Raw genomic sequence first — 25,490 nt, forward strand, 5'->3', positions numbered from 1 at the left:
TTTTTGATTGTTCCTATTTTCTCATAATTCTGACAATTTAGCAAGTTTTTCCCAATCCTGTTTAAAGCAAAAAAGTAGAGATTCTATCTCTACTTTTTATTGATTATTTTGATTTGACAGGTTTATCTTCAAGAGTTTTTATAGCAGCATTAATAATCTCTGCATAAAGTTTAGCCCCTTCTTCCTGCTTAGTAGTATCACTACCGAAGTGAACTTGGTCTGTTCCTTTCCAAATTCCTGGATGATCTTTGGCTGCTTGATTCCAATCAGCAAGTGCAATATAAGGATATTTTTGTGCCAATTCACGCGCATAGCTTGCATACTGCTCAACATAAGGTTGCGTTTCCTGCGTTGTATCACCCTCGTATGGAGTTACAAGCACAAGCTGATGTCCCTTAGGTAGATTTGTGACTAAAGAATCGATATCCGCTTTATAATCTTCAGGATTGTTTACTCCAGTTGCAATGACTACAATTTTGGGCAAGACTTTATTTTGGCTATAATTTAGCATCAACGCATTTGCTTGTTTGGTATTTCGGCTAACTTGCCCATCAATTTGAGCGTTCGTTAAAATTTCTTTAATTTCAGGGGTTGCACGCAAAGTTACAGAATCTCCGATGATTGCTACACCATCAGCTATATTGTAGCGACTTGCTTCTGCTTGATCTGCCATGGTTTTTGTTCGGTTCATATTGGTTTGCGCCTGATTGAGACCATTAACCATCAAATCTGTTTCAAATGCGCCTACTTGAGGAGCTATCAATATCACGACAACGGTAATCAGACCGAGTACTCCAGCACTACTAGCAAAGACCGGTTTAATGTGCGGAATTTCTTTTGCCTTTTGCAAGAGTTCCGTAGTTTTTCCTGCTACCAAAGGTTCGATGATATAGAAAGAAAGGGTTGCGAAGATATAAGAGAAGATGGTCGTTAGAATCACTGCCGGAATATTTCCCATTAACTGTGAGAAAATAATATAAAACGGCCAGTGGAAAAGATAGACAGCATAGCTGGTATCCGCTAAAAAGCTGATAATCTTTGGCTCTTTGATAGTCGGTGTTTTCTCATGCAAGAGGCGTGCCGCAACAATCATCAGAAGCGCTGCTAAACTTGCCAACAAAAATCCAAGTAAATAGGCAAAGAGATATGTAAATTTCACAAAGAAGGTCAGTAATAGCAAGACTCCGAGCCCAGCTCCAAAGACTAGCAAAGTCTGCTTCAAATCCAAGCTTCTATTCAAACGTTTAAGAAGTGGCGTTGCATGACGAACCCCTATTATGGTAGCAAGCACACTACCTAAGAAGAATGGATACACATGAGCTAAGCTTGAAAAGTATACTGTTGAGTAAGAACTTACAATAAAACTACCGATAAACATCGAAAGGAAACTGACGATAAAGGCAGCTGATGAAAGTAGAAAGATTGTTCCTCGTAGTTGTCCGCTTGATTTTGCTCGCTTAGATAGGAACCAGACTGCCAAGCCCCACAAGATATAATAATGAACTTCAACAGCTAAGCTCCAGTTGTGAACAAAGAGGTGAGGGATAAACTGAGATTCATAACTTCCTCCTGTCAGCATTTCATAGAAGTTAGTCATAAATCCTAGAACACCGGCAATCTGCCCACCAATTCCTGCCACATAATCTTGGCGAACCAAGAAGGTGAATGGCATGATGACAAGAATCATTAAAACGACCGGTGGAAAAATTCGATAGAAACGTCTTCTAAAAAATCCTAAGATATCAATTTTCCCTTTTTGTCCAAATTCTTCTAATAAAAGTGATGTGATCAGAAAACCTGAGAAGGTAAAGAAGACGTCAACCCCGAAGAAACCTCCTGGGAAAGCCGTCTGAAAGAAATGATACAAGAGTACCAAAAGCAAACCTGTAATCCTAATCAAGGAAAACCATTTAATACGCATACGAGTTTATTCTCCATTCATTAGATTGGCAAAAAAGCCATCTAACTTTCATTCATAGTACCTTTATTTTATCAAAAAAAACAGAAAAATCCTAAGAGAAAACTTAGGATTTTTGGTGGATCTCAAGCTAAATTTAAAAATTTCGCCCTGACTTGTTATAACCATATTTTTCAACAAAATGTTCACGAAATTCCAGGAGATTATCATCCATGATAGCCTGGCGAACCTGCTTCATCAGATTGAGCAAGAAATACAGGTTATGGTAACTTGTCAAGCGGATACCAAAGGTTTCATCTGCCTTAAGCAAATGGCGTAGATAAGCACGGGTATAATTCTTACATGTGTAGCAATCACACTCTGGATCAAGTGGTGTAAAGTCCTCCGCAAACTGAGCATTCTTGACTACCAAGCGACCTTGACTGGTCATACAAGTCCCGTTACGAGCGATACGAGTTGGCAAGACACAGTCAAACATATCGACACCACGGATAACACCATCAATCAAGCTATCTGGCGCTCCTACTCCCATCAAGTAACGAGGTTTGTTCTCAGGAAGCAGTTGGGTCGTAAAGTCCAAAACTGCATTCATCTCTTCGTGGGTTTCTCCAACTGCTAGTCCTCCGATAGAGTAGCCTGGGAAGTCCATGCTAACAAGATCATGCGCCGACTGACGACGAAGATCTTCAAATCCTGCCCCCTGTACAATCCCAAATAGACCTTGATCATGCGGACGAAGGTGAGCCTTTAACCCACGCTCTGCCCAACGGCTAGTACGTTCAATCGATTTTTTCACATAATCATAAGGTTGATAAAATTGGGGACATTCGTCAAAGGACATCATGATGTCTGAGCCCAGATTGTTCTGGATAGAAATAGCTTTTTCAGGCGATAGAAACATTTTAGAACCGTTGAGGTGGTTCTTGAAGGTTACCCCTTCTTCTGTAATATTACGGCTGTCTGCTAGGGAATACACTTGGAATCCACCGCTATCCGTTAAGATTGGTTGATCCCAATTCATGAACTTGTGAAGACCTCCAGCACGGGCAATGAGTTCGTCCCCAGGGCGAAGCCACAAGTGATAGGTGTTGGATAGGATAATCCCTGAACCCATCTCTTTCAATTCTTCAGGCGACTGAGTCTTGACCGTTGCCTGAGTCCCTACTGGCATAAACATAGGCGTTGGGAAGGTACCATGGGGTGTGATAATCTCACCCAAACGAGCTCCTGTGTGTTTTTCTTTTTTAATCAATCGATATTTGATTGGCGAATCTGACATTTTTTACCTCCGAAGCTGGGAAAGACAGTCCCAGTTCTTACTTTGCGCCCAGGGGCATACTGTATGATTCTATCAAAAAAAACAGGAACTGTCACGAACTATGGTATAATGAAAGAATGAAGTACCCAAAAATTAATTTAAAAGAAGTTCGCGAGCAGACTAGACAATTTCAAGCCGAGCACCCTCGATTGCTGCTTGTCTTTTTATTACCAAGTATTCTCTTGATTCTATCGAGCTTTATCAGACCTTTATCCCTACTTGATGAAGGCATTCTTGAACAGTCCTTCTTGAGTTTTCTAGGGACCACAATCCAGTCTGCTCTCTTTCCGATAGCCGTTGGATTTACAAGTTCCATCATCCTAGCTGGTGCTCTCTTTACCACGATTAATCTTTACAGAATTTCTGAGATAGAGCTGTCCTTTAAAGATAGTCTGTCCTTGCTTGACAACCGCTTCTTTACCCAAACTTTTCTAACGCTCTTACTCAAGCGTTTCTACCTCTTTTTATGGAGCATCCCTAATCTTTTTGGAGTCTATTTGCTCTTTTATAGCAGTGCCATGGCTCGTAAATTTGTGGAACTTCATCCCGAATTTCCATCTGTCGACGTCACCAATCCAGATATCGAACACTTCCTACTTACTTTTGCTCTCTATTTCTTTGGTAGCGTCCTAGTAATGATTTTGGGAACCATTATCTATCTGCCACAATATTATGCCTATTCCCAAGTTGAACTACTTTTATGTGACACCCTTGCAATAGGGATTGCAAAACCAAGTCGTACACTTCAAACCAGCCGCTTCCTTATGAAAGGCTACAAGTTCCAACGCTTTGTCCTTGATTTACAACTACTTCCTTGGTATATCCTCATCTGGATTAGCTTTGGAATCGCAAGTATCTCTATCTTCCCTTATATCTATAGTAGCCAAATCTTCTTCTATCAAAGACTACTTGAAATCAAGCGGAGAAAAGTTTAACAGCAGTTATTAAAAACCAGCACCTTCATAGAAAGTGCTGGTTTTTTTATTTTAATAAGAGGATACTCAAAAGTGTTAAGATTGCTGGGCCACCTTGCTTTAGAATGATTTTTTTATCTGCTGTTAAAGCGCCATAAGTCGCTGCTCCTATGACAAACAAAACAAAGATTGTTACGATTTCTAAGCTATGCGAGAAATAAATCCCATAGATAAGAAACACCCCAATCAAAGCATTATAAATCCCTTGATTTTTAAACAGTGAGGCAACAGATGGTCGAGTCAACTCTTCCTTTCCCATATTAAAGACCCGGCTAGTTGCGTCTGATTGGGTTGCCATACTCTCCAAATAAAAGATATAAAAATGTTCGAGGGCAACAATAGTTGCTAAAACAGTAGTAATGATTGACATAGTGTTCTCCTTAAAATTCTATTTTTTCTAAACCTGAGACTAGTTTTGTCAGTAAGGTTGTCAGTTCTTTCTGCTCACCAGGCGATAAGATGCTCTCCATCTGTTCCTTCACATTCAAGTGATATTTAGGCGGATTAACTAATAGTTGATTCTTGGCTTCTTGGGTTAATTCAACTAGGACTTCCCGCTGATTGATTGGATTACGCTTACGACTGACATAGCCCTCTGACTCTAAAACCTTAAAATGACGGGTCAAAGCTGCCTGGTCAATCTGTAACTTCTCTTGAACGGCAGTTTGGTTACACGGTGACTTTTGCAATAAAAACTGCAGAATTTGATAGCGGGTTAAACTAATTCCCAATTGTTTCTCAAAAAGTTGAGTAATCGTTTGATCCGTTAAATGGAGCTGGTACAGCAATTCATGTATTTCTGACATTGTTCTTTCCTCGTTGATATTTGATTTATCAATAATTGACTCATCAAGTATAATACAAATGAATTGACTTTGCAAGCCATTTGCTCAATCCGTTAAATTTGCCTGCTAGCCACAATCCCAGAAAACTAGGTTTCCAAATTTTATGTCTGGAGTTTATCTTTGCTACCTAAGAATTTGAAAATAAAAAAGAAGTGGAAACTGAATCAGTTCCCAACTTCTCATTCATTATTAGTTCATAGATACGTGAACGTGGTCATAGTGGTTTTCTGTTACGCTACCACGATCTGGCATTGGATTCCAAGTGTAGGCTGGTCCATATTTGCTATCGTATGGTGCGTAGAAACGTTGTTTCCAGATGATGTAGTTGATTCCACGGCTAGCCATATTTTGGATAGCATAATCTGCAATTTGATCACCGAGAGCTGAACTTACTGGGACCATGAAATCAATCGCTAGACCTTTTCCGTGGTCACCTGGATCTCCTGGACGGTAACCACTAAATGATGTGATACCAAACAAGTTAGCTACTTCTTCTTTAAAGGCAGCAGTTTGTGGTTGGAGACCTGCATTTTCTGATTTTGTAGCTGCAATATTTGCATAATCAGGAGCAGCTGGCGCTGTATAAGTTGCTGATGCACCTTGACTTGGTTCAGCTTGGTAAGTTGCTGGAGCTGATTGAGCTTTTGTTACAGCCTCAGTTGTTGCTTCTGTTGTAGTTGTCTCCTCAACAGTAGTCGTTGTTTCTTCAACTGTTGTAGTTGGTTCAGCGACCGTAGTTGTTGGTTCAGCGACCGTAGTTGTTTCTTCAACGACAGGTGCCGCAGCTTCAGTAGTTGCTTCTGCTGTTGTTGCTTCTGACGATACTGTAGTTTCTGCTACAGCTTCAGTTTCTTCAACTGGTTGTGTCAAATCTTCGACTTGAACAGTTTGTTCATCTACTGTTACTTGATTCGTTGTTAAATCTGCTGTTGCACTTGCTACATCAGAACCAACTTCTTGAGGTGTATAAACCTCAACCTCTGTTACTTCTTCATTTTCGTTAACAGTTGTAGTCAGTACAGTTTCTGGGAAAATCAAGTCAATATTTGTGATTTTGTTCAAGTTTGCAAGGACATTTAAGTCTACTCCCAAAGCCTCTGCAATCGTGCTTAGGGTATCTCCGTACTTAATTGTGTAACTTGTTTTATTTTCGCTTTTAGCAACATCGTTTTGAATTTGCTCAACTGAACGTGGTGACCATACAATTTCTTCTGCTTGAGTCGCCAAGGTAGGGGCAAGTGATAGAGCTACTGTTGATGCTAAAATAATTCGTTTCTTCATACTATTCAAACTCCTTTTCAAATGTAGTACCTTTCTATCATAACATAAAGAAAAAAGAAAAAAAGCCCTTGGGGGGCTATTTAATAAAACTGTCTAAGCTCTGTAACAAACCACATTAATTGAAATAGTATGTATGAATTTTGTCACAAAGCTGACATATTCTCTTTCATAAAACTTTCATAAAGAGAGAGAAGGAATATCCGCTAAACAAGAAATCTGATGATTGCAATCCACCAGAGCTCCAAGGAAATTGATACTCTGGATGCCACTGTTTTGTGCAAAATAGATATCTAAGGTGCGGTCCCCTATATAAAAGGTGCGGTCTGGTTTTAAATGGTATTTGCTGATAAGGTAGGTCGCTGCTTCTGGACTTGGTTTACGAGCAAAACCGCTCTGGCTTGTCAAAATTTCTGTAAAATAAACATCCAAGCCCAAATCTCGTAAAAAAGTCAAGGCATTATCGCCTTTGTGGGTGTAGACATATTGCTGAATTCCTTGCTGATTTGCCCAGGCTAAAACCTCGTGCGCCCCCGGCATCAAGATGACCTGGGCATTCTTTTCAGCCAAGCTCTGAGCCCGAACTTGATTGAGCCTATCAACATCCAAGCCTCTTTCTTCTGCCACTTGCATTAGTAAATCCTGGACAGAGTATTTCAAGATAAAAGCTCGAACTTTCTCCTTGTCAAAAGGAATGGAAAATTGTGCATAGGTTTCCTCGATCCCTGACAAAATAGCTTCATAGGAGTCCAATAAGGTCCCGTCTAAATCCCAAATAAAAGCCGTTTCTTGCATTTTTTATCCTTTCAATGTCATATAAGATTTGTAACGATAGCGTAGGAAAATCCAACGGAAACCATTATCCAAAAGCGTTCCTGCCCAGATACCAGGCAAACCCCATCCAAGAACAATTCCCATCAGGTAACCAGTCCCAATACGGATGCACCACATTCCAATACTTGTCGCATAAAAGGGAAGTCGGGCATTTCCCAAACCTTGCCAGACAGCTGTATAAATGACCGTTCCCGTTGTCATAGGAGTCCCTAAAAGTGAAAAAAGAATCACTAAAACACTGGCTTTGATAGCCACAGGATCGCTGGTGTAGAGATAGCTTAGTGGTGTCCCGAGAGCATAGATACTAAGCGTTAAGGGCAACATGAGAAAGAAAGACAACCAAAAAGTTTGCTTACTTAGTCTGTCCACCCTTGCCCAATCATCCTCCCCAACTGCTCGAGCTACCTGCATGACTGTTGCTGTCGCAACACCAAAAGCAGGCATATAGTTGAACTGAGTCAAAACTTCACCGATAGCATTTCCCGCGACTGCCTCCGTCCCAAAGGAAACAACCAAGGCAATAATGACTACATCACCAGCCCTCATCATGAGACGCTCTCCTGCTGCAGGTAACGCCAAGGTCAGCAGGTCTTTATCCAGTCCAAACGTCGGTCTCATATATGGAAGTTTTAATTGTGACCACAAAATCACAACCCCGATCAAACGAGACAAAATAGTCCCCCAAGCTACACCAGCTATCCCCATATCAAGGATAAAAATGGCGACACTTGAAAAAACAATATTTAAAGCATTGGATAAAAAACTAACATAAAGCGGCAGTCGAGGATTGTGGGTAGCGCGAATCAAGGCCCCTAAACTAGTCATTAAGCCCAGGAGAACAATTGAACCACCCACCAATGACAGGTAAAGTCCACCGCTCTTAGCCACAGGCGCTTCAGTACCCAAAAGACCAATCATCTCTTGACCTGCAAAGATGGACAAGCCACCTAAAATTAAACTCAATAGCAAGGTTATCTTGAGAGCTTCTGTCACATGGTAGGCTAGTCTAGACTGATCTTTCTGTCCCAAACTTTTTGATATAACACTAGAAATTGCTGCTCCCAAGGCAATAAAAATAGCCTGATAAATGGTGATAATATTTCCAGCTACAGAAACACCCGAAATGGCGATTAACCCAAGATTAGCTACCAAGTAGCTATCTACCATCCCCATGAGCATCTGTAAGAAATTTTCACCCATGGCAGGTAAAGCTATGTTGAGAATATCCTTATTTTTCTTAAACAATCCTTCCTCCTGATGAAAAGAAACTCAGTTAGTTTCCCAACCGAGTTTACTTCCTCTCTTTTAAAGTCCTAGATAAGATTCTACTGCAGCCTGCATCTCTGCCGCTGCAACAGTTGTCTTGTGACGAACTGGAGCTGTTTCGAGGCCATCCACTGCTGGTGGCACTGCTACTCCTGAGATTTCATGTAATTGAGCCAAGGCCTCAAAGTCGCTCAAACCTGATTTCCCTGTTACAGCTTCTACTGCAACTACTGGGAATTTATAAGGACTAGCTGTTGAAGCAATCACGGTCTTAGTCACATCACCTGTCCCCGCTTGGTATTTTTTATATACGGCTGAGGCAACTGCTGTATGAGGGTCCTCAATATAAGCATCTGCCTCATAAACACGCTTGATTTCTGCTGCTGTTTCCGCTTCAGTCGCATACTCTGCTGCAAAAAGGTCAAGAATCTCTTCATCAAAATCTGTCAATTCATACTGACCTTGGTTATTCAAAGCATTCATGAGTTCAGCTGTCTTAACCGCATCATTACCCAAAAGATGGAAAATCAAGCGCTCCAAGTTTGAAGAGACCAAGATATCCATAGATGGGCTAGTGGTTACTTTAAACTCGCGCTTCTTGTCATAAACACGAGTTTTGAAGAAGTCTGTCAAGACATTGTTGTCATTTGAAGCACAGATTAACTTGCCGACTGGTAGACCGATTTGTTTGGCATAAAAGGCAGCCAAGATATTTCCAAAGTTTCCTGTCGGTACGGTGAAGTTAACCTTATCACCTGCATTAATTTCGCCAGTTTTAACAAGCTGAGCGTAGGCATAAACATAATAGACAATCTGTGGGACCAAACGACCAATATTCATAGAGTTAGCTGATGAGAACTGGAGCTTGTTGACTGCCAATTTCTCACGAAGAGCCACATCATTGAACATATGTTTCACGTTTGTTTGAGCATCGTCAAAGTTTCCATCAATAGCGATAACATGGGTATTTTCGCCCGTTTGAGTGGTCATTTGCAACTCTTGTACCTTGCTGACACCGTCTTTTGGATAAAAAACGATAATTTCAGTACCTGGGACATCCGCGAAGCCTGCCATAGCAGCTTTCCCAGTATCTCCAGATGTTGCTGTCAAGATGACAATCTTGTTTTCCAAACCGTGTTTCTTAGCTGCCGTTGTCATAAAGTATGGCAAGATAGACAATGCCATATCCTTGAAGGCAATGGTTGAACCATGGAAAAGTTCCAAGTTGTATTGGCCATCTAGTTTCACCAAAGGGGCAATGGCTGGTGTATCAAACTTGCTGTCATAGGCGTTGGTGATACAGTAGTCCAACTCTTCTGCTGTAAAGTCATCCAAGAAAGCTGACAAGACAAGCTTGGCCACTTCTTGATAAGAAGCGTCTTTCAATGTTTCAAAATCCAAATCAACCTTTGGATAGCTAACTGGAGTAAATAAGCCTCCATCTGTTGCCAAGCCTTGCAAAATCGCTTGGCTGGCTGTTACTGTATTGTTCGCATCACGCGTTGATTGATAAACTAATGTCATAAATCTCTATCCTTTATCTATAGTCTCATTCATTATAACATGATTTTTCAGAAAATTCTTCCGTTATAAGAAAATTATACGTCCAATTCTTCTTTCAAAGGTTCTAAATAAGTCGTTTCACTCTGACCTCTCATCTTAAGTCCTTGCTCTGCTATCGCTAGCAAGTCTTTGGAGAACTGAACAATCCCAGCTGTTTCTTCATCTGTGAGGTGTTTCTTAGAAAATTGTCTTCTCAAAGACTTGTAGTCACGACCAAAACTTTCAAAGAAAGGAGCTGTTTCTAGGTAAGCTTCAAGCTTGTCAAGATTCACCAACAAACCTAGATGAAAGGCTGCTGAAGCAAAAGTGCGGTCTAGTGGCTGGGTACAAACACTCCGAAATTCGACCGTTCCTCGAGTTGTTAAATCTTGGAATTGATAGCTACGGTGCGTTTGGAAATCCTTTTCTAGAGGAACAAGAAGAGTTTCTTTCCCATTTAGAGTATAAGCAGGAATTTCGTCAGTAGCTAGGTAATCTCTAGCTTGAATCGGAGAAAAATAGTAGGTTTCTCCATCTCTTTCTGCCGTAAAAATCGCAGAATGGTCGAGATAATCAAAGAAATCATCCTCATCTTTGAAGAGTTTTGAATTGACACCAACATTCTCTGGATAAATCCCATGCATGGAGTCTTCCCAAAAGATATCTCGTGAAATCTGGGTGTCCCAGTCTGCTCCAGAGAACTCAGAATTGGCAAACAAGAAAGCTTTGGCTGCCTCTATCTGTGTGAAAGCATTGATAACACGTAGGTAGTTATCGGTCGAAACATCCAACTGGACTTGGCTCCCGCAGATGAAGGCTCCGTATTGCGGAAAGTCATGTAAATGCGCACTTTCTTGGTGAGTCCCCATACTCAGATAATCCATCAGCATCTGATAGCGTGGATAAGCCACAGGTCGATTGTCATTTTGATTCCAGTTTGGGTGAATCCCCCAACCCTGGATAGCATGATCCTTTTCTCCTAGCTTTTCCTGAATGACCTTCATATAGGCATCAAAGCGTCCTTGAACCTCTTGGATATCCTGAGCCCTACCAAAGGCAAACTCCAAGGTCGTGTAGGAAACCTCAAACAGAATCCGGTCCTGACTCTTTGGTTCTACAAGCTGAATTGGATTGCCATCCTGGTCCTCTTTTTCAACTTTCAGACTGAGAGCATTCACCAAAAAGCGCAACAAATCCTTGCTGACTTCAATATCTGTAGGTTGGCCTTTCGTATGAACGATAGGAAACTCCAACTCAATACCGATGTAGAGATCTGGATTTTCTTTGATATTTTTTAAATAGCGGTCTTTTAATAACTGAATTGAAGGGGACATACATACCTCTCACTCTAACTTCTCATACTAGAAAATAAATTACTCTCTATTATACCAAAAATCAGAGATAATCTTGTCGAAAACAAACTTTTTACAAAATAAGGACAGATTTGGAATTTATATTAAATTTTACATGTTTGCTTTTAAAACCTATTCTAAAAATGTTGATATATTAATATCTTTAAAAATCATTACTCCTATAATTTTTGTATAATTTAATTTAATTTGTTGATTTTTTTATGAAAACGGTTTATACTTAGTTAGTCTTAAAGTTTTCTTAAACTACAAGTCAAACATTTTATAAGGAGGAATGACAATAATGAGTATCGGAATCATTATTGCGAGTCACGGTGAATTTGCCGCGGGTATTCATCAGTCAGGATCTATGATCTTTGGTGAACAAGAAAAGGTTCAAGTTGTAACCTTTATGCCAAACGAAGGTCCAGATGATTTATACGCAAAATTCAACAATGCTGTGGCTGCATTTGACGCAGAAGATGAGGTTCTAGTCTTGGCTGACCTTTGGAGTGGTTCTCCATTTAACCAAGCTAGCCGCGTAATGGGAGAAAATCCTGAGCGTAAATTTGCCATCATCACAGGACTTAACTTGCCGATGTTAATCCAAGCCTACACCGAACGCCTGATGGACGCTAATGCCGGAGTGGCTAAAGTTGCTGCGAACATCATTAAAGAAGCTAAGGATGGCATCAAGGCTCTTCCAGAAGAGCTAAACCCAGCTGAGGAAATTGCAACTGCTGCAGCTGCTCCAGTAGCCCAAGCTGCTATTCCAGAAGGAACTGTTATCGGAGACGGAAAATTGAAAATCAACCTTGCACGTCTTGACACACGTCTCCTTCACGGGCAAGTCGCAACTGCTTGGACACCAGATTCAAAAGCAGACCGTATTATCGTTGCTTCAGATAACGTTGCAAACGACGAATTGCGTAAAGAGTTGATCAAACAAGCAGCTCCTAACGGAGTAAAAGCTAACGTTGTGCCAATCAAAAAATTGATTGAGGTTGCAAAAGACCCTCGTTTTGGTAACACACACGCCCTTATCTTGTTTGAAACACCTCAAGATGCCCTTCGTGCTATCGAAGGCGGTGTACCAATTAAGACTCTTAACGTTGGATCAATGGCTCACTCAACTGGTAAAACAATGATCAACAACGTATTGTCAATGGACAAAGACGACGTTGCTACATTTGAAAAAATGCGTGACCTTGGTGTTGAATTTGACGTACGTAAAGTACCAAACGACACGAAAAAAGATTTGTTTGACTTGATTAGCAAAGCTAACGTTCAATAATTTACATTAAATAGAAAAGGAATAAAACCATGTCAGATATTTCAATCATTTCTGCTATCTTGGTTGTAGTTGTTGCCTTCTTCGCAGGTCTTGAAGGTATCCTCGACCAATTCCAATTCCATCAACCAATCGTTGCTTGTACCCTCATCGGTCTTGTAACTGGTAACCTCGAAGCAGGGGTTATGCTTGGTGGATCACTTCAAATGATTGCCCTTGGTTGGGCTAACATCGGAGCTGCCGTAGCTCCTGACGCTGCTCTTGCCTCTGTTGCAGCAGCAATCATCATGATTAAGGGTGGTAACTTTACTACTGAAGGTATCGCAGTCGCAACTGCAACTGCAATCCCTCTTGCCGTAGCTGGACTTTTCTTGACTATGATCGTTCGTACAATCTCAGTTGGTTTGGTTCACACTGCAGATGCTGCTGCTAAAGAAGGAAACATTGCAGCTGTTGAACGCGCTCACTACTTTGCCCTTGCTCTTCAAGGTCTACGTATTGCTATCCCAGCTGCACTCTTGCTTGCAATGCCAACTGAAGCCGTTCAAGGAGTATTGGAACTTATGCCAGAATGGCTTAAAGGTGGTATGGCTGTCGGTGGTGCCATGGTCGTTGCCGTTGGTTACGCTTTGGTTATCAACATGATGGCTACTCGTGAAGTATGGCCATTCTTCGCACTCGGTTTTGCCTTTGCTGCCATTTCTCAATTGACTTTGATTGCCCTTGGTGTAATCGGTGTTGCCCTTGCCTTCATCTACCTCAACCTTTCTAAACAAGGTGGAAACGGTGGCGGAGGAGCTGCAACTTCTAACGACCCAATTGGTGATATCTTAGAAGACTACTAGAAAGGGGAACAATCATGGCTGAAAAAATTCAATTATCAAAATCAGATCGCCAAAAAGTTTGGTGGCGTTCACAATTCCTTCAAGGTTCTTGGAACTACGAACGTATGCAAAACTTGGGTTGGGCATACTCTTTGATCCCAGCTATCAAGAAACTTTACACTAAAAAAGAAGACCAAGCTGCTGCTCTTGAGCGCCACCTTGAATTCTTCAACACTCACCCATACGTGGCTGCTCCAATCATGGGGGTTACTCTTGCACTTGAAGAAGAACGCGCAAACGGTACAGAAATCGATGACGCTGCTATCCAAGGTGTTAAGATCGGTATGATGGGACCTCTTGCTGGTATCGGTGACCCAGTCTTCTGGTTTACAGTTCGTCCGATCCTTGGTGCCCTTGGTGCATCACTTGCTGCAACTGGTAACATCGTTGGACCACTTCTCTTCTTCTTTGGATGGAATGCAATCCGTATGTCATTCCTTTGGTATACACAAGAGTTTGGTTACAAAGCTGGATCTGAAATCACTAAAGACATGTCAGGTGGTATCTTGAAAGACATCACTAAGGGTGCATCTATCCTTGGTATGTTCATCCTTGCCGTTCTTGTACAACGTTGGGTATCCATCAACTTCACTATCAACCTTCCAGGCAAACAATTGTCAGAAGGTGCCTACATCAACTTCCCAGAAGGTGCTGTTACTGGTGGAGAATTGAAGGGCATTCTTGGTCAAGCGCTTAGTGGTATGAGCCTAGATAGCGTTCAACCACAAACGCTTCAAGGTCAGTTGGACTTATTGATTCCAGGATTGATGGGACTTCTCCTTACTTTCCTTTGCATGTGGTTGCTTAAGAAAAAAGTATCTCCAATCACAATCATCCTTGCCCTCTTTGCAGTTGGTATCGCAGCTCGTTTCTTCGGTATCATGTAATCTCGGCGAGAATGTACAAACAAAAAAAGAATCAGGTTTATCACCTGATTCTTTTTTATTTTCAATTATTCTGCCAAGGCACCCATTGGATCCCATGGTGCAAGCACGATTGGTTCTGCTTCATAAGCAGCTTGTTCTTCTGCTGTCAGCAATTCTTTACGAACAACGATTTGGTAAGTGTATTCGTCCATCCAAGCATCTGAGGCAACAAAGTAACCATCTGTACCGACCTTGTCTCCCCATGAGTTTTCAACTTTCCACTTAGTTGACTTACCATTTTCATCCAAATCAACACCTGTCAAGACCATAGCGTGGGTCATCAAGCTTTCGCTGTAGTCCAAACGTCCCGCCTTGTCTTGAGTGAGTTGAATATCCATACTTGATTCAAAGTCATAAACATCTGTCGCAAGAATCCCTGCTTTACGGTTGCTGAGCTGGCCGACATCTGAACCAAACCAGACAGTTTCTCCTGTCTTCATTTGGGCAATGGCCAATTCTTTCAAGCGTTCCATCGGTACGTTGATGTAGCGAACTGCACGGCTTCCAACGACATTTCCCAACATCTCAACTGTATATGATTTACCGTATGGTTTATCAGCAGTTGGAGCATTGATCACAGAAACGTAGTCTTCTAGTGGAAGGTCAACGTATTTCTTGTAAAATTCTTGTGGGGTGATGCCCTTTTCGCTTTGGTAGTTGTTATCCTTATCGCGATAAGCAAAGTCAAACTGACGTGGTGGAAGTCCTAGTGACATGGCAAGGAAATTAAAGATTTCTTGCAAGAGGTCTTCTTTCTTAGCTTGAACAGTCGCTTGGTCTGCACCAGAAGCCAAGAGGTCACGCAAGATTTGAGCATCTTGACGAAGCAATTTGTTAAGGATTGCATTGAGCTCACGGCTACTGCTAGATGAAACAGACTCTGGATAAACAGACTTAGGAACGACACCGTATTTCTCAAAGAGAGAAACGACCATATCCCACTGACCACCATCTTGTTGTGGAGTTTGGAGTAGGAAGCTAACCTTGCGGCTTGTCAATTCTTGGTCAGCAGTCGCAATCACTTGCTCCAAGAACCAGTTAGATTTTTCATACTTGTCCCAGAAGAAGGTGTGGGCTTGTGACAATTCAAAGTTTTCAAGTTTGTATTGAGAGATGAGTTTGTGGCGGAAAGTATTAAGTGCCGCAAACATCCAGCAACGACCAGAAGCCTTCTGGTTAGTGACCTTGTCCTTTGTCAAATCAAGCGAGAAAACAGGTGTGTTGTCTACATGGCTTTGACGACGCTCAAGGGCTGCAAAAATTCCATTGTGGCTAGCTGCATTTTCGATAGCTTGGTATTTTACATTTGCTTCATAGTTGGCAAATAATTTATCTGTAAATGATTCTTGAATCGCGTTCATAAAATCCTCCTTTTTTCTTACTGTCTATTATAACGCTTTTCACAAAGGAAGCAACCAAAAACTGAAAAAGGTAGGGATATTCCCCCTACCTTTTCCGATTATTCAGTTTATTGAACACTTTCAAGCATGCCTTCTAGTTCTTCCTTGCTTAAACGACGCCATTCTCCACGTTTCAAATTCTCATCCAAGGTCAAAGTTCCCATGGTTAAACGTTGCAAGTCCACAACTTCCTTACCACAGTAGGTCACCATCCGTTTGACCTGGTGGAATTTCCCTTCTGCAATGGTCACTCGGACCAGGCTTTCTTCCTTTTCCGTATCAATAGACACAAGCTCCAGCTTGGCAGGCTGACAGGTAAAGTCCTTGAGTGGAATTCCCTTGGCAAATGTCTCAACATCTGTATCTGTCATGATTCCCTTGACCTGCGCAAGATAGGTTTTATCCACATGGCGTTTAGGTGAAAGAAGGGCATGAGCCAGTTTGCCATCATTGGTCAAGAGCAAGAGTCCATGCGTATCGATATCCAAGCGCCCTACTGGGAAAACTTCCTTGGCACGTGCATAGTTATCTAACAAGTCCAAAACAGTCTTATGTTTAGGATCTTCAGCCGCTGAGATAACTCCCTGGGGCTTGTTCATCATATAGTAAACAAACTCCTCGTAGTCTAGCTTTTGCCCGTCAAAGCAAATCTCGTCTGTCTCTTCATCAATTTGTAGCTTTGCAGATTTTTCTTTCTTGCCATTGACCGTCACGCGCCCTGACTTGAGAAAGTTTTTAACCTCAGTCCGACTCCCAACAGCACAGGCTACTAAAAATTTATCTAATCTCATAGGGCTATTATATCATGAAAAAGCATAGACTTAGAACAAAAAAAGCCACCTGATTGGGCGACTTAATTTTTTTATAGGGAGATTATTATGAAAAAGTTTTAGGAGTATAAGTTAAGGTCTTCTTAACTTATGAGATAAGTATACAGCTCCTATCTTAAAGTTTCCTTAAGTATTTTTAAATGTGAGATTTTTCCATTTTTCTCGCCAATTTTTCTTAGATAAACGCAGTTGATAAAGCTTCATTCGGTCTTGATTTTCTAAGAAATGAGGAGTTGGAGAAACCTGAAAGTTCAAAATATCCTCTAAACCATAAGGAGCAAAGAGCTCTAGAGTTGCGTCAGCATGCAAGCGAAGTCCTATCGCCGTGCAACGTTCGGGATATTTACTCATAGCGTCACAGGAATTCACATACGGTTCCGTATGGGGACTATGCTGATGCATATAGACTTGATTTTTCAACTCCCACTGATACTGGGGGAAATCCTCTCTCAACTTGTTTTCTATTGCCAGCGTTTCTTCATAACTCACCTCTGGGTCAAAGAAAATGACGTCCACATCCGTTTCACGGTCAAAGGCTGGTTTATCTGACAAGAGATTCCAGATAAAATTTCGAACCGAACCAGCTGCTAACCAGGAATCTTTTAACTCCAAGTCACGGATGATGGTCAAAATAGCCATCATTTCAGAATTTTCCCTAAAAGAGTCTAAAATTTCAGTCTCATTTTTCAATATATTCATACCCCAAATGATCATAAGCCTTGGCTGTCGCGACCCGTCCTGAACGAGTTCGCATGATAAAGCCTTTCTGGATTAGGTAAGGTTCATACATATCTTCTACCGTCTCACGCTCTTCAGCGATATTAACCGAAAGAGTTCCTAGACCGACAGGACCCCCACCGTACATCTCAATCATGGTGCGAAGGATTTTCTGGTCCACATAGTCCAATCCTTCATGGTCTACATCCAGCATGGTCAAGGCCTTATCCGTAATGACATCATCAATCAAGCCATCGCCCATAATTTGGGCAAAGTCACGCACGCGCTTGAGGAGTCGATTGGCGATACGAGGAGTTCCACGACTGCGTAAAGCTAACTCTGAAGCAGCCTCATGGGTGATTTCCATCTCAAAGATATCTGCCGTCCGCTCGACAATCTCTGTCAAGTCAGCATGTTCGTAATATTCCATGTGACCTGTAATCCCAAAACGGGCACGAAGAGGATTGGACAGCATCCCTGCTCGTGTCGTTGCCCCAATCAAGGTAAATGGTGGCAATTCCAGATGAACGCTGCGACTGGTTTCACCAGCACCGATCATAATATCGATATAAAAATCTTCCATGGCACTGTATAGCACCTCTTCTACCGACATGGGCAAGCGATGAATCTCATCAATAAAAAGAACATCTCCTGGCTCCAAGTCATTCAAAATCGCTACCAAATCACCGGCTTTTTCGATAACGGGACCAGACGTCTGCTTGAGATTAACTCCCAATTCATTGGCAATGACAAAAGCCATGGTTGTTTTCCCGAGACCTGGAGGGCCAAACAAAAGAACATGGTCCAGCGCCTCATCACGCATTTTTGCTGCTTCGATAAAGATTTGAAGCTGATCTTTGACCTTGTCTTGTCCGATATATTCACGTAAATATTGGGGACGAAGGGTACGCTCTACTAACTCTTCATCACCCATGATTTCATTATCTAAAATTCTACTCATGCTCCTATTATAGCAAAAATCCAGCCCACAAACAAAAAAGCCACCTGATTTGGTGGCTTCTTTAGGGAGATTATTATGAAAAAGAAAAGTTTAGGATTTCTATTAAATAAAGTTAGGAGGTCTTTACTTAATGATTACATGATACATGAGTAAACTTAAAGTTAACTTAACCTATAATTTTTATTTTTTGCTAGAGATTTTAACTACTACCAGCCAAAGCAGAAAAGTTAGGAGGCAGATACTCACCACTATTAAGTATGTTTCTTCCTTTGTTAAAAGGTTCTGCCAATTAAGCCGGATTCCTAATTTTTCTTGAAACTCTTCTAATAAGCTACTATTCCCCATAAATGTAGTTTCTAATTGCTCCTTCATTAAGACCTGTCTATAGAGAGAAGCAAGATAGGTAGCCGGTGTGCACTTCATGAGAACTTGAGCGAAGTTAGGAAGAATTCCCATTGGTACATAAGTTCCTACTAAAAATCCTGAAGCTGTACCTACAATTGTAGCCAATTTACCCAGACTATCTACTGACTGGAAATGATAAATCAAGAGTACATTTACCAATGTTGAAAGGAGACTACTTAGCAGCATGATTAAACTTATTTCAAATAGCTTACTCATAGCTGGAATTTCTTGAAAATAAAGGCTCATAACAATAAGCATAAAGGCTTGCATAACAAAGGAAATGATAAGGCTACTAATAAGATAAGACAGTTGCAAGCCCCAGCTCCCTAAATCTGTCAAAAAGAGATCCTGATCCACTTGATTTTCACGGTCTTGTATCATCTGGGTCAAAGCTGTAAAACTGGTTGTAATCCCAGTCACAGCCAAGGTTCCACCCATCAGCCAGTTATTTAATAGACTCTTATTATCAGGAAGTTGGGACCAGGCATCCATCAAATTTTTCTGCAAAAAAATGATATAGAGTAGAAAGGAAATCAAAGCTCCCAGTAATGAGAAAAAGACTCCTGAACGATTACGAAAATACAACAAAAAATCACGTTTTAACAAGGCTAACATTAGCGCACCTCTCTTCCTGTAAGGGCTATGAAGGCATCATCCATAGTTCCTGGACGAAATTCAAAGCTAGCAATCTTCTCACGAACTTGGGTCAAATAATCAATAGCTTCCAATTGGCCCTTAGGATAAAGACTATACTCAAACTCATTTTCCTTTTCCACAGGCATATTTTTAGGTAAGAATTTCTCCACCTGCTTGTCTTTAAAACAAATTTTTAAAAGATTGGAAGCGTACTCACTTTTAATTTCAGCAGCAGAACCTTGGGCAATAACCTTTCCATGATCTATAATATAAAGTTGATCTGCCTCATCTGCTTCATCCAGATAATGAGTCGTTAAGATAATAGTCATCCCTTCATCTCTTTGTAGACGATACAATAAATCCCAAATGGATTTGCGAGTCTGAATATCTAGTCCAGTCGTAGGCTCATCTAGAAATAAAATATCGGGATTGGATAGGAGAGCCCGAGCAATGTCAACTCGACGTTTCTGTCCTCCTGATAAAGTTCCATAAAGTTGTTTCTGAAAAGCAGTCAACCCTAGTTGATTGATTAAATCTTCCACACGATCACCTTTAATCCCCTTATACTGCTGGGCACGAATGGCTAGGTTTTCTTTGACCGTCAACTTTTCATCCAATACACTTGCTTGAAAAACAACTCCAATCCTAGTATTGGGCGCATAGATGATTTGACCATTAGTTGCTCGTTTAAGTCCGATTAACATTGAAATCGTGGTCGATTTGCCAGCCCCATTAGGTCCTAAGATTGCGTTAAAACTTCCTTTTTTAAACTCTAAATTTATATCTTTTACTGCTGTATGGTCTCCATAGTTCTTAGTGATGCCTTTTGCTTGTAAAATCATATTTCCTTCCTCCTTTTTACACCTTCAGTTTAACAAAAAGAAAAAAGAAAAAATATAGTTTGGTGCTATGTGGTCGAAATGGATGATTATGTGGCCAATTCTACCTTAAAACTTCTGCATTTGAACATAAAAAAAGCCACCTGATTTGGTGGCTTCTTTAGGGAGATTATTATGAAAAAGAAAAGTTTAGGATTTCTATTAAATAAAGTTAGGAGGTCTTTATTTAATGATTACATGATACATGAGTAAACTTAAAGTTAACTTAAGATAAAAGAATTATTGTAATTTTTTTCGATCCACCCAAATCATTCCTATACAATCATAAGTAGATAAGGTTTCAAACCCCAGAGAGCGGTAAAAACCCAAGGTTTTTTCTGTCTGTTCAGTCGCTAGTTGTACTTGGTAGGCATCCTTATAGTCAGCTAAGGCTTCTTTCATCAAATTACTTCCAATTCCTTGGCGCTGATAGCTAGGCAAAACAATCAAATCCTGGACAAAAACGGATGAAAAACCGTCTCCAACTAGACGTACTAAACCAACGATTTCCTCACCATCACGGGCAAGATAAGTCGCTAGCGAATGAGACAGGGCCTGTTCCAACATCTGTGGCTGATTGGTATAGTTTGTCCAACCAACTGCCTGATAGAGATGTAAAACGTCATCAATTGAAACAGATGTTTCTTTTGTAATCTTAATCATAGCAAACCTTTCTAACATTCTCTAAGAGATTTCAACTGTTGCCCATTTTCATCAAAATTATCCGGACTCAACCACGATTCAAAACGAACTTTGACCTTTGACTAATCCTTATCAATCATAGACATCCAGTCCGTGTCTCTGGTACGCCCTTTATAAATAACAGCTTGGCGGAAGGTTCCCTCGTAGATAAAGCCCAAACGCTCTGCTGCTTTTCTAGATGGAAGATTGAAGGCATCGCACTTCCACTCATAACGGCGATAGTTAAGCTCTTCAAAGACATAACGAGCTAGCAAATAGTGGGCTTCTGTTCCCATCCTGGTCTGCTTGAGAGCCGGAGAAAAGGTTACCGCGCCAACTTCAATGGTGCGATTAGCTTGGTCAATACGCATAAGAGAAAAAGTCCCCAGCGCCTTTCCAGTCACTTTATCGATAATCGCATAATAGAAGCGATCCTTGCGCTCAATCATCTGCTTCAAAGCTACGATTAATTCTTCGAGATTCTCTACTGGTGATTGAAAGAGATAGGTCCACATGTCACGAGGGCTATCTGGGCCATAAACAGCTAATAAATCCTCTGCATGCTTTTCCACCGATAGAGCTTCTATAATCGTATATCGCCCTTCTATCCGAACAAGTGAAGGCAAAACTCCAGGTGTATCATCTACAGGTTCACCAATCATCTGACCGTATTCATTTACTGGCATAGTTTTCTCCTTATCTCACTCTTATAAGTTTAAAGATGTGAATAGTATATCACATCTCACAGGTAATCTACAAAAAATCCTCCAGATTCTACTCTGAAGGACTTTTAAATTTATTTCGTTACGATATTTACAAGCTTATTAGGTACACTAATTACTTTCACGATTTCTTTACCTTCGATCTCTGCTTTGACTTTTTCGTCAGAGAGAGCAACTTCTTGCAATTCCTCGCGTGACAGGTCTTTAGCGACCATGAGTTTGGCGCGGACTTTTCCTTTGATTTGGACTACGATTTCAATTTCATCTTCAACCAATTTGCTTTCGTCCCATGTTGGCCAAGCTACATAAGAGATAGACTCGCCTGTTGCTGCCACTGTTTGCCAGAGTTCTTCAGCCAAGTGAGGAGCAAATGGAGCAATCAATTGGATAAAGCCTTTAGCGTAATCCACATAGAGTTTGTCTTCCTTGTTCGCTGCGTTGACAAAGACCATGAGTTGGGCAATGGCTGTGTTGAATTTCATGGACTCGATTTGCTCTGTGACAGCTTTAACAGTTTCGTTGTAAACCTTGTCTAGAGCACCATTGTTTTCTGCAACGATTTCTTTACTTGTGATCAAACGGTAAACACGATCAAGGAATTTACGACTTCCTTCCAAGCCTTCTTCTGACCAAGCGATCGAAGCATCGAGTGGCCCCATGAACATTTCATAGACACGAAGGGTATCAGCACCGTATTGTTCCACCACATCGTCTGGGTTTACCACGTTCTTGAGGGATTTCGACATCTTGGCTGGCGCTTGTTCCAACTCTTCGCCTGTTTCCACATGGAAGAAGGAACCGTCACGTTTTTCAACTTTATCAGTCGCTACAAGAGCACCACGGTGGTCACGGTAGCTTGTTCCCAAAATCATTCCTTGGTTAAAGAGTTTTTGGAATGGTTCTTTGGTTGGAACAACACCGATATCATAGAGGAATTTATGCCAGAAACGAGCGTAAAGCAAGTGGAGCACAGCGTGTTCTGCACCACCCACGTAGATATCGACTGGCAACCATTGTTTGAGTAGATCCTCATCAGCCAATTTTTCTGTGTTATGTGGATCGATATAGCGGAGGTAGTACCAGCTTGAACCTGCCCATTGTGGCATGGTATTGGTTTCGCGACGACCTTTGACGCCATCTTCGCGGGTTACTTCCAGCCAGTCTGTCAAGTTGGCTAGTGGGCTTTCCCCAGTACCTGAAGGGCGGATGTCCTTGGTGACTGGCAAGACAAGTGGGAGTTCATTTTCTGGAACGGCTGTTGAAGTTCCATCTTCCCAATGAATGATTGGGATTGGTTCACCCCAGTAACGTTGACGGCTAAAGAGCCAGTCGCGGAGACGGTAGGTCACCTTCTCTTGGCCGCAACCTTTTTCTTCCAGCCAAGCCACGATTTTAGCAATCGCTTCTTCTTTGTTAAGACCGTTCAAGAAGTCTGAGTTGACGTGAAGGCCATCTTCTGTGTAGGCAGCTTCTGCTACGTTTCCACCTTCCAGTACTTCTACGATTGGAAGTCCAAACTGTTTGGCAAATTCCCAGTCACGTTGGTCGTGGGCAGGTACAGCCATAACAGCACCTGTACCATAGCTAGACAAAACGTAGTCGGCAATCCAGATTGGAATTTCTTTGCCGTTTACAGGGTTGATCGCATAAGCACCAGTCCAAACCCCTGTTTTTTCCTTGGCAAGGTCTGTACGAGCCAAGTCTGATTTCAAGCTAGCTTGGTGTTTGTAATCTGCTACGGCTTCAGCTTGTTCCGCACTTACGATGGCATCTACTAGTTCATGCTCAGGCGCCAAAACAGTGAAGGTCGCACCAAAAAGAGTATCAGGACGTGTCGTAAAGACGGTGAATTCCTTGTCAGTCCCTTTCACTTTGAAGGTGACATTGGCACCAGTTGATTTACCAATCCAGTTGCGTTGCATGTCCTTGATAGACTCTGGCCAGTCCAGATCATCCAAGTCATTGAGCAAGCGCTCTGCATAGGCAGTGATTTTGAGCATCCATTGGCGCATTGGTTTGCGGACAACTGGATAGCCACCACGCTCAGATGTTCCATCTGGAAGAACTTCTTCGTTGGCGATAGCTGTCCCTAGTTCCTCAACCCAGTTTACTGGCACTTCCGCTTCATAAGCTAAGCCTTTTTCGTAAAGCTTTGTAAAAATCCACTGAGTCCACTTGTAGTAGTTTGGATCCGTTGTGTTGACTTCACGGTCCCAGTCGTAAGAGAAACCAAGGGCGTTGATTTGGCGTTTGAAGTTGGCAATGTTTTCCGCTGTGAATTCCGCTGGGTCATTCCCTGTATCCATAGCATATTGCTCTGCAGGCAAACCAAAAGCATCCCAGCCCATTGGGTGAAGGACGTTGTAGCCTTGGGCACGTTTGAAACGGCTAAGGATATCTGTCGCTGTGTATCCTTCTGGGTGTCCTACGTGAAGACCTGCTCCAGATGGATAAGGGAACATGTCCAATGCATAAAACTTAGGTTTTGAGGCATCTGTTCCTGTCTTAAAAGTATGATGGTCAGCCCAGTGTTTCTGCCACTTAGGCTCGATTTCTTTGTGATTGTAAAAACTCATGCTGTCTCTCCAATTTTCGTGATGTTCCTATTATACCATTTTTAGGAAAAATATTGTTCCTCTTTTCGTGTTTTTTATCGTTTTAACCTTTAAGTACAAGACATTTTTACTGATAGTTTCTCCAATTTATATAATTTACCATTCAATTAACTCTTCATAAATAATATAGATGCAAGATAGGGCTTTTTATGATAGAATATAGGAAAGTGCTTTCTCAGAAGGAGGGAAAAATGAACAAACAAACCATCGCTGTTTTAGGGCCTGGTTCTTGGGGTACTGCTCTGTCACAAGTTTTAAATGACAATGGAAATGAAGTGCGTATCTGGGGAAATATTCCTGACCAAATTGACGAAATCAATACACAACATACCAACAAACGCTATTTTAAGGATACTGTTTTAGACGAAAAGATTGTTGCCTACCATGATTTAGCAGAAGTCTTGAAGGGCGCTGACGCTGTTTTGTTCGTAGTTCCAACTAAGGTGACAAGATTGGTAGCTCAACAAGTGGCTGCTGTCTTGGACCATAAAGTGGTTATTATGCATGCTTCAAAAGGTCTCGAGCCCAATAGTCACAAACGTCTTTCAACCATTCTAGAAGAAGAAATCTCTGAAGAGTTACGTAGTGAGATTGTAGTTGTATCTGGTCCTAGCCATGCAGAAGAAACGATTGTACGTGACATTACCTTGATCACAGCTGCATCCAAGGACTTACAAACTGCTCAATATGTTCAGACACTCTTTAGCAACCACTACTTCCGTCTTTATACCAATACAGATGTGATTGGAGTAGAAACAGCTGGTGCTCTAAAAAATATCATCGCGGTTGGTGCAGGAGCCCTTCATGGACTTGGATTTGGAGATAATGCCAAAGCAGCTATTATCACGCGCGGGCTTGCGGAAATCACTCGTCTAGGAGTCAAGCTTGGAGCAAATCCACTGACTTATAGCGGACTTTCAGGTGTTGGGGATCTAATCGTTACTGGAACTTCTATCCACTCACGTAACTGGCGAGCAGGTGATGCTCTTGGGCGTGGTGAAGCCTTGGTAGACATCGAAGCCAACATGGGAATGGTCATCGAAGGAATTTCAACAACCAAAGCTGCTTACGAATTGGCGCAAGAGCTTGGAGTCTATATGCCTATTACCCAGGCTATTTACCAAGTTATTTATGAAAACATTAATATTAAAGATGCTGTTTCTGAACTCATGAGTAACGAGTTCAAGGCAGAAAACGAGTGGTCATAATCACCGTTAGAA

General features: G+C 41.5%; 22 protein-coding genes and 1 pseudogene. 5 read left to right on the forward strand and 18 right to left on the reverse strand.

Going from position 1 to position 25,490, the window contains the following annotated elements:
• Positions 1 to 103 precede the first annotated feature (103 nt).
• The gene (locus QM859_RS06920) at positions 104 to 1,921 is read right to left on the reverse strand and encodes an acyltransferase family protein (protein ID WP_414262548.1); all 1,818 of its coding nucleotides are present in this window, start codon (positions 1,919 to 1,921) and stop codon (positions 104 to 106) included.
• A gap of 133 nt (positions 1,922 to 2,054) precedes the next feature.
• The gene (gene tgt / locus QM859_RS06925; RefSeq protein ID WP_414262549.1) at positions 2,055 to 3,197 is read right to left on the reverse strand and encodes a tRNA guanosine(34) transglycosylase Tgt; all 1,143 of its coding nucleotides are present in this window, start codon (positions 3,195 to 3,197) and stop codon (positions 2,055 to 2,057) included.
• Positions 3,198 to 3,313: 116 nt separating this feature from the next.
• On the opposite strand from tgt, the gene QM859_RS06930 reads away from it, so the two are divergent.
• On the forward strand, positions 3,314 to 4,171 hold the full coding sequence (locus QM859_RS06930; protein WP_414262551.1) for a DUF975 family protein: 858 nt from the start codon (positions 3,314 to 3,316) through the stop codon (positions 4,169 to 4,171).
• Between the two features lie 46 nt (positions 4,172 to 4,217).
• Here QM859_RS06930 and QM859_RS06935 read toward each other — a convergent pair whose 3' ends face one another.
• From QM859_RS06935 to QM859_RS06965, 7 genes are all read right to left on the reverse strand, one after another.
• Complete coding sequence (locus QM859_RS06935; RefSeq protein WP_074324504.1) at positions 4,218 to 4,580, reverse strand: DUF1304 domain-containing protein; 363 nt, start codon at positions 4,578 to 4,580, stop codon at positions 4,218 to 4,220.
• A gap of 10 nt (positions 4,581 to 4,590) precedes the next feature.
• On the reverse strand, positions 4,591 to 5,016 hold the full coding sequence (locus QM859_RS06940) for a MarR family winged helix-turn-helix transcriptional regulator (RefSeq protein ID WP_074324503.1): 426 nt from the start codon (positions 5,014 to 5,016) through the stop codon (positions 4,591 to 4,593).
• A 228-nt stretch (positions 5,017 to 5,244) separates the two neighbouring features.
• Positions 5,245 to 6,336 (reverse strand): LysM peptidoglycan-binding domain-containing protein, encoded by a 1,092-nt coding sequence (locus QM859_RS06945; protein ID WP_414262552.1) that lies wholly within the window; start codon positions 6,334 to 6,336, stop codon positions 5,245 to 5,247.
• A 177-nt stretch (positions 6,337 to 6,513) separates the two neighbouring features.
• Positions 6,514 to 7,128, reverse strand: coding sequence for an HAD family hydrolase (locus QM859_RS06950; protein ID WP_414262553.1), 615 nt, complete (start codon positions 7,126 to 7,128; stop codon positions 6,514 to 6,516).
• A 3-nt stretch (positions 7,129 to 7,131) separates the two neighbouring features.
• On the reverse strand, positions 7,132 to 8,412 hold the full coding sequence (locus QM859_RS06955) for an MATE family efflux transporter (RefSeq protein ID WP_074324500.1): 1,281 nt from the start codon (positions 8,410 to 8,412) through the stop codon (positions 7,132 to 7,134).
• A 60-nt stretch (positions 8,413 to 8,472) separates the two neighbouring features.
• Complete coding sequence (gene thrC / locus QM859_RS06960; RefSeq protein ID WP_414262554.1) at positions 8,473 to 9,957, reverse strand: threonine synthase; 1,485 nt, start codon at positions 9,955 to 9,957, stop codon at positions 8,473 to 8,475.
• A 74-nt stretch (positions 9,958 to 10,031) separates the two neighbouring features.
• Positions 10,032 to 11,309 (reverse strand): gamma-glutamylcysteine synthetase, encoded by a 1,278-nt coding sequence (locus QM859_RS06965; protein WP_414262555.1) that lies wholly within the window; start codon positions 11,307 to 11,309, stop codon positions 10,032 to 10,034.
• A 319-nt stretch (positions 11,310 to 11,628) separates the two neighbouring features.
• On the opposite strand from QM859_RS06965, the gene QM859_RS06970 reads away from it, so the two are divergent.
• The 3 genes from QM859_RS06970 to QM859_RS06980 are packed head-to-tail and all read left to right on the forward strand — an operon-like array spanning position 11,629 to position 14,386.
• Positions 11,629 to 12,618 carry a PTS sugar transporter subunit IIB gene (locus QM859_RS06970; RefSeq protein ID WP_036756858.1) on the forward strand — a complete coding sequence of 330 codons (990 nt, stop codon included), beginning with the start codon at positions 11,629 to 11,631 and terminating at the stop codon, positions 12,616 to 12,618.
• 29 nt (positions 12,619 to 12,647) lie between these two features.
• Positions 12,648 to 13,460 (forward strand): PTS mannose/fructose/sorbose transporter subunit IIC, encoded by an 813-nt coding sequence (locus tag QM859_RS06975; RefSeq protein WP_414262557.1) that lies wholly within the window; start codon positions 12,648 to 12,650, stop codon positions 13,458 to 13,460.
• Between the two features lie 14 nt (positions 13,461 to 13,474).
• Entirely contained in the window at positions 13,475 to 14,386 is a 912-nt protein-coding gene (locus QM859_RS06980; RefSeq protein ID WP_414262559.1) for a PTS system mannose/fructose/sorbose family transporter subunit IID, read from the forward strand.
• Between the two features lie 65 nt (positions 14,387 to 14,451).
• On the opposite strand, the gene pepC is transcribed toward QM859_RS06980, so the two are convergent.
• The 9 genes and pseudogenes from pepC to leuS form a co-directional block, all read right to left on the reverse strand.
• Positions 14,452 to 15,786, reverse strand: a complete 1,335-nt coding sequence (pepC, locus tag QM859_RS06985) for an aminopeptidase C (protein ID WP_414262560.1) — start codon at positions 15,784 to 15,786, stop codon at positions 14,452 to 14,454.
• 107 nt (positions 15,787 to 15,893) lie between these two features.
• A complete protein-coding gene (locus QM859_RS06990; protein WP_414262562.1) occupies positions 15,894 to 16,616 on the reverse strand; it encodes a pseudouridine synthase in 723 nt (240 codons plus the stop codon).
• Between the two features lie 165 nt (positions 16,617 to 16,781).
• Positions 16,782 to 17,354 (reverse strand): nucleotidyltransferase family protein, encoded by a 573-nt coding sequence (locus tag QM859_RS06995; protein WP_414262563.1) that lies wholly within the window; start codon positions 17,352 to 17,354, stop codon positions 16,782 to 16,784.
• Complete coding sequence (gene ruvB, locus QM859_RS07000; protein ID WP_414262565.1) at positions 17,335 to 18,333, reverse strand: Holliday junction branch migration DNA helicase RuvB; 999 nt, start codon at positions 18,331 to 18,333, stop codon at positions 17,335 to 17,337. Before ruvB ends, QM859_RS06995 begins: the two co-directional genes overlap by 20 nt.
• Before the next feature lie 180 nt (positions 18,334 to 18,513).
• Positions 18,514 to 19,353 (reverse strand): ABC transporter permease, encoded by an 840-nt coding sequence (locus QM859_RS07005; protein WP_414262566.1) that lies wholly within the window; start codon positions 19,351 to 19,353, stop codon positions 18,514 to 18,516.
• Entirely contained in the window at positions 19,353 to 20,216 is an 864-nt protein-coding gene (locus QM859_RS07010; protein WP_414262568.1) for an ABC transporter ATP-binding protein, read from the reverse strand. Before QM859_RS07010 ends, QM859_RS07005 begins: the two co-directional genes overlap by 1 nt.
• Positions 20,217 to 20,492: 276 nt before the next feature.
• Positions 20,493 to 20,915, reverse strand: a complete 423-nt coding sequence (locus QM859_RS07015; protein ID WP_414262569.1) for a GNAT family N-acetyltransferase — start codon at positions 20,913 to 20,915, stop codon at positions 20,493 to 20,495.
• An 11-nt stretch (positions 20,916 to 20,926) separates the two neighbouring features.
• Positions 20,927 to 21,619 (reverse strand): annotated as a pseudogene (locus tag QM859_RS07020) (GNAT family N-acetyltransferase).
• A gap of 110 nt (positions 21,620 to 21,729) precedes the next feature.
• Complete coding sequence (gene leuS, locus QM859_RS07025) at positions 21,730 to 24,231, reverse strand: leucine--tRNA ligase (protein ID WP_225749950.1); 2,502 nt, start codon at positions 24,229 to 24,231, stop codon at positions 21,730 to 21,732.
• Positions 24,232 to 24,461: 230 nt separating this feature from the next.
• Between leuS and QM859_RS07030 the strand changes: the two genes are divergently transcribed.
• On the forward strand, positions 24,462 to 25,478 hold the full coding sequence (locus QM859_RS07030; protein WP_414262570.1) for an NAD(P)H-dependent glycerol-3-phosphate dehydrogenase: 1,017 nt from the start codon (positions 24,462 to 24,464) through the stop codon (positions 25,476 to 25,478).
• Positions 25,479 to 25,490 lie beyond the last annotated feature (12 nt).

Source organism: Streptococcus infantis (assembly GCF_047463175.1).
Lineage (GTDB): Bacteria > Bacillota > Bacilli > Lactobacillales > Streptococcaceae > Streptococcus > Streptococcus infantis_AC.